Annotated in this window: 8 protein-coding genes; 5 read left to right on the plus strand and 3 right to left on the minus strand. The window is 55.6% G+C overall.

Annotated features, from left to right (window positions below; all coding sequences use genetic code 11):
* Positions 1–3: 3 nt before the first annotated feature.
* Positions 4–165 (plus strand): hypothetical protein, encoded by a 162-nt coding sequence (locus FE839_RS24610; RefSeq protein ID WP_171034792.1) that lies wholly within the window; start codon positions 4–6, stop codon positions 163–165.
* A gap of 40 nt (positions 166–205) precedes the next feature.
* On the opposite strand, the gene FE839_RS01180 is transcribed toward FE839_RS24610, so the two are convergent.
* The 3 genes from FE839_RS01180 to FE839_RS01190 all read right to left on the minus strand — a co-directional run bounded on the left by FE839_RS01180 (position 206) and on the right by FE839_RS01190 (position 6213).
* The gene (locus FE839_RS01180) at positions 206–1162 is read right to left on the minus strand and encodes an Rpn family recombination-promoting nuclease/putative transposase (protein ID WP_138358297.1); all 957 of its coding nucleotides are present in this window, start codon (positions 1160–1162) and stop codon (positions 206–208) included.
* 126 nt (positions 1163–1288) lie between these two features.
* Positions 1289–5611: a 2-hydroxyacyl-CoA dehydratase gene (locus FE839_RS01185; RefSeq protein ID WP_138358299.1), complete on the minus strand. Its 4323-nt coding sequence runs from the start codon at positions 5609–5611 to the stop codon at positions 1289–1291.
* A gap of 422 nt (positions 5612–6033) precedes the next feature.
* Positions 6034–6213: a hypothetical protein gene (locus FE839_RS01190; protein ID WP_138358301.1), complete on the minus strand. Its 180-nt coding sequence runs from the start codon at positions 6211–6213 to the stop codon at positions 6034–6036.
* Positions 6214–6593: 380 nt separating this feature from the next.
* Here FE839_RS01190 and FE839_RS01200 point away from each other — a divergent pair, with 380 nt between their 5' ends.
* Genes FE839_RS01200 through FE839_RS01215 form a run of 4 tightly spaced genes read left to right on the plus strand, consistent with a single transcriptional unit; the run spans position 6594 to position 9658 of the window.
* Positions 6594–7403 (plus strand): ABC transporter substrate-binding protein, encoded by an 810-nt coding sequence (locus tag FE839_RS01200; protein WP_138358305.1) that lies wholly within the window; start codon positions 6594–6596, stop codon positions 7401–7403.
* Between the two features lie 14 nt (positions 7404–7417).
* Positions 7418–8236: an amino acid ABC transporter ATP-binding protein gene (locus tag FE839_RS01205; protein ID WP_138358307.1), complete on the plus strand. Its 819-nt coding sequence runs from the start codon at positions 7418–7420 to the stop codon at positions 8234–8236.
* A complete protein-coding gene (locus FE839_RS01210; protein ID WP_171034793.1) occupies positions 8233–8985 on the plus strand; it encodes an amino acid ABC transporter permease in 753 nt (250 codons plus the stop codon). Before FE839_RS01205 ends, FE839_RS01210 begins: the two co-directional genes overlap by 4 nt.
* Complete coding sequence (locus FE839_RS01215) at positions 8975–9658, plus strand: amino acid ABC transporter permease (RefSeq protein WP_138358309.1); 684 nt, start codon at positions 8975–8977, stop codon at positions 9656–9658. Before FE839_RS01210 ends, FE839_RS01215 begins: the two co-directional genes overlap by 11 nt.
* The last annotated feature ends 534 nt before the right edge of the window (positions 9659–10192 follow it).

The raw sequence follows: 10192 nt of genomic DNA on the forward strand, positions 1-10192 counted from the left end.
CGAATGCGCGGTTCGTTTGCCTACATGAAGCTCGTTGTTGGGTTGGTTTTGACGCAATCGCGCATTGTTTCTCCCCCGCTGGCTGGCGACCGCGCTGAAGCGGCGGCATTTATCTCTTACGGACAAACCTCGATGTCGCTTTTAACGGCAGCGGCCGACAGATAAATCCGCTGATGGTCAGACAGAGACATTCAGGAGAGGATGACTAGTGGCGGATCTGCGCCAGATCGTCTTCCGTCAGGCCGGTCATTTTCATGACCGTATTGCGGTCGATGCCGTTCTGCAGCATGGTACGGGCAACTTCGAGTTTGCCTTTTTCAATACCGCGTTGTTCACCCAGTTGGATTCCCTGCTGGATTCCCTGCTGGATTCCCTGCTGGATTCCCTTCTCGATGCCCTTCTGTTCAAGTTGTTGTGCGATGGTCATGAGAACGTCTCCGTGTTGCGGCACACGCTGTGCCAGTTCGCGAACAAAGGCTTCGGCATCGGATGTTTCGCCTGCCTGTAATATATAGTGTACCAGCGATATCACCTGCGATGAAGAAAGATATCCGGCCAGTAAAATGGGCGCCAGCCGGTCGATCAGTTCAGCCAGGTCCCGCTGATGAATATGTTTCTGAAGCAGAGTCAGGGCGGCCATTCTGCGATGGCCTGCAATTTCATCATCCGGAATAACCGTCACATCAACCAGCGGGAAAGCACTGCTGTACAGTTTGCCTGCCAGCGCCGGAGCGTCAAATTCATCCAGCCATCGGGTTGAGTATGGATACGGGCTGCGCTTACCGGTATAGAACAGTATCGGTATTACCAGCGGCAGTTTCTTATGGCCTGCGTCAAGATGGCGCTGCATGGCGGCCACCGCATAACGGATCAGGCGAAAGGCCATATGTCTGTCGGGCGTCGACTGGTGTTCCACAAGTACGTGAATGTATCCATCGCCAGATGACGTTTTCAGGCTGTAGAGTACGTCACTGAAGTACTGTCGAAAGTCATCCTCGACGAACGAACCTGATTCCAGCTTCAGCGTGCTGAGATCGCAGATCGCGCGTAGTTCCGCTGGTAAGTGAATTTCCATGAAATCACGGGCCACATCCGGCTGTGTCAGGAACTGCCGGAACGTGGCATCGTGGGGGGTGGGTGTGCTGCTTTTCTTTTTCTTCATCATCATCCCTGGCTCTGAAAAATAACCCGTATGTGTTACCACTGCTGGTGCGGATCAATTGCTACTACGTAAAATCCCGATTGCCCGGCATTACGGTATAAACCGGAGCATTTAGATTCTGATGCCCTAATATGAAGAGTTTTCCGGCCGGCAAGGTTTACCCAAACCAATGCTTTTGGGCTCCGGGTCGTGCTCGACTCTGATATCAATGGCGTTTTGCGCCACCGACATCATCAGCTTCAGGCGGTTAAACTGATTGACTTCGCTGGCGCCAGGGTCGTAGTCAATAGCGAAAATATTGGCCGCCGGATACTTCTGCTTCAGGCTTTTGAGCACGCCACGCCCGGTAATGTGGTTTGGCAGGCAGCCGAAGGGCTGAACGCAGACGATATTATTGACCCCGGCGTCCAGAAGCTCCATCATTTCTGCCGTTAGCAGCCAGCCTTCGCCCGCCTGATTGCCCAGTGACACTACCTTTTCCGCCATTGCCGCCAGCTCGGCGATAGCCGGGGGCGCGCTGAAGCGCTGACTGCGGGTTAACGCCTTGTTTACCGACTTGCGCATCCATTGGATGGTGGATGTGGCCACCTGATTGCGCGCCATGCTGAGGAAATTCAGCCCATACTGGCGGTGGTCGTAGCGCGTGCCATAAGTGCAGGAAAGGAAAAAATCGAGCATATCGGGAACCACCGCCTCGCCGCCTTCCGCTTCAATCTGCGCGACCAGATCGTTATTAGCGCCGGGATGATACTTCACCAGAATTTCGCCAACGACGCCGACTCTCGGTTTTTGCGCCGGGCGCAGCGGGAGTTGGTCAAACCCGGCGACGATTTGCGCCACGTCGGCATTAAACTGCCCCATGCTGCCTTCAGCCGCAAGATTTTGCTTTACCCGCTGATTCCAGTATTCGTAGAGCTTTTGCGCCGAACCGGGCTCAGACTCATAGGGGCGCGTTCGCAGCAACGCTTTCATTAGCAGATCGCCGTAGATTATCGACATCACCGCCTTTTTCACCATCCGTAAGCTATAGCGAAAACCGGGATTATCTTCCAGTCCGGCGGCGCTGAGAGAAATGACCGGAACCTGCGGAAAGCCCGCGTCCTCCAGCGCTTTACGAATAAAAGCGATATAGTTGGTGGCCCGGCAGGCGCCGCCGGTCTGAGTGATAATAGCGGCGCTGGTATCCGGATCGTACTGCCCGCTGGTCAGCGCGTCGACAATTTGCCCGGTGACCAGCACACAAGGGTAGCAGGCATCGTTATTGACGTATTTTAACCCCTGCTCAATGGCCGATCGGGTCACGGTCGGCAGCACCTGCAGGCGATAGCCTTCGGCACGGAAAACAGCCTGAATCAGGTCAAAATGGATGGGGGCCATCTGCGGCGCCAGGATGGTGTGGGTGTCACGCATCGCTTCGGTAAAGGGCGCTCTTTTGGCCTGGTAAGACGTATCCGGGACGGTAACGCCGTGCCGTCGTCGGGCGGTCATCGCCGCCTTAAGCGAGCGAATGCGGATCCTGATCGCGCCCGGATTAGCGCCCTCATCAATTTTTATCAGGGTATACACCTTATTGGCGGCCTTTAACACCTCCTCCACCTGATCGGCAGTCAGGGCGTCAAGGCCGCAGCCGAATGAGGTGAGCTGCACCAGTTCCAGTTGCGGGCTGGCCGCCACGTAAGCCCCGGCAGCGTACAGGCGTGAGTGGTAAGCCCACTGGTCGACGACGCGTAGCGGGCGGCGTAGCAGCGACTCACCCAGATGCGCCACGCTGTCTTCCGTCAGCACCGCCATCCCCTCTTCAACGATGATGCGGTCAATGCCGTGGTGAATGCCCGGATCGACGTGATAGGGGCGACCGGCGAGCACAATGCCGGGTCGGTCGTTTTCCACCAGCCACTGAACCACCTCTTTTCCTTTATTGCGGATGTCCTGCCGCATTGCCTGTAGTTCCTGCCAGGCTTTTTGTACCGCCAGTTTGACCGCTTTACGGGTCAGTCCGAGCGCGTTGAATTCGTCAAACAGCACCTTTTCCACCGACGCGAGGTGGTTAAAGTTGATAAACGGGTTATGAAACGCAACCTCTCCCTGACTGATGGCGTCGATATTAGTGCGAATAACTTCCGAATAAGTGCTGACTACCGGGCAGTTGAAGTGATTGTCGCCACCCGGTGTTTCCCGCCATTCATAGGTGACGGACGGGAAGAAGATGCGATCGACTTTACGCTCTATCAGATGCTCTATATGGCCGTGTACCAGTTTGGCCGGATAGCAGGCCGACTCGGAAGGGATCGTTTCGATTCCCTTTAAGTAAAGGCGTTCCGTTGACGGCGGCGACAGCACCACACGAAAGCCCAGTTGAGTGAAAAACGTGTGCCAGAAGGGATAATTTTCGAACTGGTTGAGCACGCGTGGAATACCGACCGTTCCCCGCGCCGCCTGTTCTTCAGGCAGTGCTTTATAGTTGAATACCCGCCTTTCTTTATATTCATACAGATTGGGCAGGCAGTCTGGCGCCACCTCGCTCCGGGCGCCTTTTTCACAACGGTTGCCTGAAACAAACTCCCGGCCATCTCTGAAGGTATTGATCGTCAGCATGCACTGGTTGTTGCATTTGCGGCAGCGTTCGCTGCTCTGTTCTACGTCGAACAAGGCCAGTTCGTCCGGCTGCAATAATTGGCTGGGGCTGCCGTCGCTGGCGCGGTCCCGCGCGATAAGCGCTGCGCCGTAGGCGCCCATTAGCCCGGCGATATCTACGCGGGTGACGTCTCTTTCGGTGAGGTTTTCAAACGCGCGCAGTACCGCCTCGTTATAGAATGTGCCGCCCTGAACCATGATCTTTTGCGGCAGCATATCGAGCTGTTTAAGCTTAATGACTTTATATAGCGCATTTTTGATAACGGAGTAGGAAAGTCCGGCGGAGATATCGGCGACGCTCGCCCCCTCTTTTTGCGCCTGTTTGACCTTCGAGTTCATAAATACGGTGCAACGGGAGCCTAAATCCACCGGCCGTCCAGCCAGCAGCGCCCGTTGCGAAAACTCGCTGACGGGAATATTCAGCGAACGAGCGAACATCTCAATAAACGAACCGCAGCCAGCAGAACAGGCCTCGTTCAGCAGAATGCTGTTAATGACGCCGTCACGAATATACAGGCACTTCATATCCTGACCGCCGATGTCCAGAATAAACTCTACGCCTGGCAAAAGCTGCTCTGCCGCACGGTAGTGGGCGACGGTTTCTACCTCGCCCACATCGGCGCGGAATGCGGCTTTAATCAGTTGTTCGCCGTAGCCGGTCGTCGCCGACCTGACAAGGGTGACTTCGGCGGGCAACCGACGATAGATGTCGCACAACACTTCGCGCACGACGTTGAGCGGATTGCCCCTGTTGTTGCCGTAGAAGTCATACAGCAACTCGCCCTTCTCGCCGATCAGAACGACTTTGGTGGTGGTTGACCCGGAATCGATGCCCAGCCAGGCCTCTCCCCGATACTCTTCCAGTGCGATGCGCGCCACGTTGGCTCGGGCATGACGCGCGCGGAAGGCGTCAACGTCGGCCTGCGTCTGAAACAGCGGCGGCAGAAGATCGACCTCTTTAACAGTGCTCTTTCTGGCGTCGCGCAGCGTGTTAATTAGCTGGCTTATCGGGACCGCCGCCTCCTGTTTCTCCGCCAGCAGCGCGGCGCCGATGGCGACGAACAACTGAGGATTGTCCGGAAAGATAACCTGATGCTTTTTCAGCCTCAGCGTTTTAATAAACAGCTTTCTTAAATTATCAAGGAAATACAGCGGGCCGCCGAGAAAAGCGACGTTGCCTCTGATGGGCTTGCCGCAGGCCAGGCCGCTGATGGTTTGATTAACGATGGCCTGCAGGATTGATGCGGCGATATCCGACCTTGCCGCCCCCTGATTGATCAGCGGCTGGATATCGGTTTTAGCGAATACGCCGCAGCGCGAGGCGATGGGGTAAAGCGTTTGATAGTTGTTTGCCAGCTGATTCAACCCTGCCGCATCGGTTTCCAGCAGCGAAGCCATCTGGTCGATAAATGCGCCGGTGCCCCCGGCGCAGCTGTTATTCATCCGCTGATCGACGCAATGACGGTCAAAATAGGTGAGTTTGGCGTCTTCCCCGCCCAGTTCGATAGCCACATCGGTTTGCGGAATAAAGGTGGTGATGGTCTTCGAACTGGCGATAACTTCCTGCTCAAACGGGATGGAGAGCAGTTCAGACAGCGCCAGACCGCCCGAGCCGGTAATCACGGGAACAACGGTCAGTGCCGGAAAGGTTTCCTGTAGCTGCCCGAACAGAGCCAAAAGCGTTTGACGGATGTCGGCGTAGTGGCGCTGATAGGCGTGATGAATCAGTTGCCGCTGTCTGTCCAGCAGCACCAGTTTGGCGGTGGTTGAACCAACGTCGATTCCTGCAAGATAGTCATTGGGCGCGGATAGCATGTTTATATCAATCCCTTTGAAAAAACATTCCTTATCTCAATATCGCGTTATCCTTCAGGCACATCGGTTCGCAGCGGCCTGAAGCGCACAACGTATAGATATAATGCCGCTCGGTTAAGATTTTTTATATGATTTTGAGTATTTTTCCGGCATGTAAAGCACAGTTCGCTTATCGATAAGCGAGTCGGTGGCGGAAAAGAGGCCAAAAAGCGCCGGGGCAGCAATGAACTGGAGAATGGGGAAACGGATTGCGCCTGAGGCGCAGGCGAACACGGAAATTAAGCGGATGTATTTTAGCAGGTAAAGAATAATCCAGGCCATTCAGGGCTGCGGCATCGTTTCCTGCGTTGCCGCAACCGCAAACAGCCTCACGCTACACAAAGCACACCTCGTTCCAGTAGGCTTCACGCGTCCTGCGCCGCTCAGTATGTTTTATCATGGCGAAACCACCTTGTTTCCACGTTGCCGGGTTCAATTCCGTAAAGACTGGCGACCGGTAATATTGCCTCCATGATTCGTTGGGGATCCTGCTGTCCGGCTTCACCGTCAGATGAAGAAGCCAGCCAGCCCGTTATACGTTGCCACAGCAGCGCGACGTTCATTTTTCTCCTCCGTCAGGAAGCCTCTTTGCTTACGTCTATTTCAACCACAGTTGACGACGGGTGAGAAATATCAATTCCTGATTTGTAATTCTGCCGATTGCATATTACGGCGACCGTTTACCTACCGGGCCTCTTCACCGGATTGCCGCCTCAATACAGAACCCAACCCGCATGGCCCCGTAGCCCCGGTAAGCACCTCGCTACCGGAGGAAAAAATCGCGCCGGATGTCAAACGAAAGGGATGCTCCAGCCAACCAATATCCCCATCGTTGTTAAGTTCTTTTTCATTATAGATAAGAACTTTTTCTTCTTTGCCGAAGGTGGTCGATTTATGGGAGCGTGATAGCCACAAAATAAAACAGGGATTCAGGGAGAAATTAATGCGTATCGTAAAAACAAAAATCGCGCTGGCGCTGGGCATTCTGCTGCTCGCCGCACAGGCTCAGGCCGATCAACTGGCAGATATCAAAGCCGCCGGAGTGGTCAAAGTCGCCACCTTTGACGCCAACCCGCCGTTTGGCTCGGTAGATCCGAAAACACATAACATTGTCGGCTACGATGTGGATTTCGCCAAAGCGCTGGCGAAATCCCTCGGCGTGAAACTGGAACTGGTCGCCACCAACCCAGCCAACCGCATACCGCTGCTGCAATCCGGGAAAGCCGACCTGATCGTCGCCGATATCACCATTACGCCGGAACGCGCACAGGTTATTGATTTCTCGACACCATATTTCGTTACCGGTCAGCAGTTCCTTGTCCCTGCGAAATCACCGGATAAGCTTGATGACTACAGCAAAGCGCGTATCGGCGCGGTAAAAGGCACCACCGGTGAACAGGCGCTGCATCAGCGTTTCCCGCAGTCGCGCGTGCTCTCTTATGACGATATTCCGCTGGCGCTGACCGCCCTGCGTAACGGTAACGTGCAGGCGATAACCCAGGACAGTACCATCCTTGCCGGGCTGCTGGCGGAAGCGCCGGACAAGGCTAATTTCAAAATCATTCCCGATCTGCTGAGCAAAGAAGAGATTGGCGTCGGCGTGAAAAAAGGCGAGCCGGCTCTGCTGAAAGCGGTAAACGACGAGCTGGTGAATCTGGAGAAATCCGGCGAGGCGAGCAAAATTTACAACGCCTGGTTTGGCCCGGGCACCAAAACGCCACAGCCGCGCGCCTTTACTATCGAAGCTAAATAAGCAGAAAAGAGATTATGTTATCGGCTCTATTTTCACACTCCGCGGCATCCTCCGCGGATTTTTCGCATCTGCAGCGCGCCAGCATTGAATTCCGCGATGTCGCCAAAAGCTACGGCGATCATCAGGTGCTGAGCAGCATTAATTTACAGGTTGATCCCGGCGAAGTGGTAGCGATCCTCGGTCCTTCGGGATCGGGAAAATCAACCCTGATCCGCCTGATCAATCAACTGGAATCCCTGAGCGACGGCGAGATCCTGATTGACGGCAAGCCAACGCGCCAGCTCCCCGCTGGCGCTCTGCGCCAGTTACGCAGCCGGGTCGGCTTTGTCTTTCAGCAGTTTAATCTCTATGCTCACCTGACGGCGCAGGAGAATATCACCCTCGCGCTGGAACGCGTCCATGGCTGGGGGAAAAGCGCCGCCCGCGAGCGGGCTCTGACGTTACTCAGGCAGGTTGGACTCGCCGATAAAGCACAGCAAATGCCCGCTCAGCTGTCCGGCGGCCAGCAGCAACGGGTGGCGATCGCCCGCGCCCTCGCCTCCTCGCCGCAAATCATCCTGTTCGATGAACCGACATCGGCGCTGGACCCGGAGATGATCGGCGAAGTCTTACAGGTTATGAAAGCTCTCGCTCATAGCGGTATTACTATGGTGGTGGTAACGCACGAAATGCAGTTTGCCCGCGAGATTGCCGATCGAGTTGTCTTTATCGACGGTGGAAATATTCTCGAAGTTGCGCCGCCCGCCGAATTTTTCGCCCGGCCTCAGCACGCCCGCGCCCGTCGTTTTCTGCAAAAGGTGCTTGATCCGCTGCACCAGGAGAGTGAGGCGTGATCCCGCATCTCGACTGGCATGGCGTACTGAGCGGGCAAGCATTGCAATGGATAATCTCCGGTTTTCTCACCACCATTTGGGTTAGCACCGCCGGTATCATTCTGGCAACCGTGCTGGCTGTCCTGCTGCTGGCGCTGCGCCTCGGCGGCGGACGGCCCGGCCGTTGGCTGGTAGCCGCCTGGGTTTCGCTGTTCCGCAATACGCCGCTGCTGGTCCAGTTGTTGTTCTGGTATTTTGCCGCCTGGAACCTGCTGCCACTGACAGTGAAGAATTTTATCAATGACGATCACAGTTGGTCGATTCTGCCGGGCGGTGTCTGGTGGCTAACGCCGGAATTTCTCTGCTCAATGTGGGGACTCGGGGTTTTTATCTCAGCATTTTTGATTGAAGAGATCGCCGCCGGGCTCCGCGCAGTCGGCAACGGCCAGCAAGAAGCTGCGCTATCGCAGGGATTCACCCCCTGGCAAGAACTACGCCACATTATGCTGCCGCAAGGGTTGGCTAACGCCTGGCAGCCAATCATCGGCCAGTATCTGAATCTGATGAAGCTCTCTTCTCTGGCCAGCGGTATCGGCTTTGCCGAGCTCACCTACCAGGTGCGGCAAATTGAAAGTTACAATGCCCATGCGCTGGAGGCTTTTGCCATCGGTACCGTGCTGTATCTGGCTCTGGGTATCGTAATGGGACTGGTGTTGGCGCGACTGGGTCCGGGACGAAAACAGCAAGGGAGGGCCCGTTATGAACGCTAATCTGGCAGTGATCGTGGATAATCTCGATTATCTGTTGTGGGGACGGCTGGCGGACGGTATCCCCGGCGGCGTGGTATTAACGCTGCTGATGGCGATCGGCGCCGCCGCGCTGGCGTTGCCCGGGGGGATCCTGCTGGCGGGCATGGCCTGGCGCTACGGCGGAATAGTACGGCGGCTGTTATTTCTGTGGGCAGAGATCATTCGCGGCATTCCGCTGATCTTCGTGATTTTCTGGCTCTGGTATCTGCTGCCGATGCTCACCGGCAGCGATCTGCCGGGAGCCGTGACCGTGACGCTCGCGCTGGCCTGGTTTACCGCCGCATCAGTGATGCATTCAGTGCTGGCAGGCCTGCAATCGCTGCCGCGTGGGCAATATGAAGCAGCGCTTATCCAGGGGTTTTCTTCCGGACAAACGTTGCGCCTAATCCTGCTACCACAGGCTTTACGCAACGTCCAGCCGTCGCTGGTGGGGATATTTCTCGGCCTGTTAAAGGACACTTCACTGGCCTTTATTGTTAACGTGCCGGAACTCACCACCGTCGCCGGACAGGTGAATAACCGGGTACAGATTTACCCGTTGGCAATTTTTGTCTTTACCGGCGCGGTTTACTATCTGCTGTGTTGTTGCCTGAACTTGCTGGCGAATCGTCAGTATGCGAGACGTTCCGTATAAACGTCGCAAATGGCGAAAGATGGCCTAATGCTGGTCAGTTAAAGGCTGTCAGTTGCGTTTATGGCTGGCTGAGCGGTTCTGTTAATCGGTGGTTCTGGCGAAAATGGCGCATTTTTCATTTTCGCCCATTCAGATTCCGTGGCCTGTTCCGTTCACTATAAATACGCGGATATTCGTTATATCCACAGCGTGTGAACGGGCAGGGGGACGTTTCGCCCGTCCCCCTGCACCCCCGGCATTGCGCTGAAAACCTGCCGCTGCGCGGTCCGCTCCACTCCGGCTTCATCTGGCGGACCGGGCGGGACTCGACGTCCCTGTCTCGACCCGCCCTCTGGCCGCCGTCCTGGCGGCCAGTCCTGGATGCGCGCCTGCGTTCCCGCCAGGTTTCCTTGATGCGCCCAACCCCCATGCGGTGAGTCCGTTATTCGTCAGGGGCTTTTCAGAGGCTGAAAGTCATAAAAAAGTTATATCCTTTATATTTCAGCCCGTATCAGCTCAGTTAGTGAATCAACCGAATCAGATTTTCGTTTAAAC

The sequence above is a fragment of the Klebsiella indica genome, from assembly GCF_005860775.1.
Classification (GTDB): Bacteria; Pseudomonadota; Gammaproteobacteria; order Enterobacterales; family Enterobacteriaceae; genus Klebsiella; species Klebsiella indica.

Excerpts from the sequence above, each read along its gene's own strand:
- FE839_RS01200 (WP_138358305.1), top strand. The coding sequence starts at position 6,594 with ATGCGTATCGTAAAAACAAAAATCGCGCTGGCGCTGGGCATTCTGCTG.
- FE839_RS01215 (WP_138358309.1), top strand. The coding sequence starts at position 8,975 with ATGAACGCTAATCTGGCAGTGATCGTGGATAATCTCGATTATCTGTTG.
- FE839_RS01180 (WP_138358297.1), bottom strand. The coding sequence starts at position 1,162 with ATGAAGAAAAAGAAAAGCAGCACACCCACCCCCCACGATGCCACGTTC.
- FE839_RS01185 (WP_138358299.1), bottom strand. The coding sequence starts at position 5,611 with ATGCTATCCGCGCCCAATGACTATCTTGCAGGAATCGACGTTGGTTCA.
- FE839_RS24610 (WP_171034792.1), top strand. The coding sequence starts at position 4 with ATGCGCGGTTCGTTTGCCTACATGAAGCTCGTTGTTGGGTTGGTTTTG.
- FE839_RS01205 (WP_138358307.1), top strand. The coding sequence starts at position 7,418 with ATGTTATCGGCTCTATTTTCACACTCCGCGGCATCCTCCGCGGATTTT.
- FE839_RS01190 (WP_138358301.1), bottom strand. The coding sequence starts at position 6,213 with ATGAACGTCGCGCTGCTGTGGCAACGTATAACGGGCTGGCTGGCTTCT.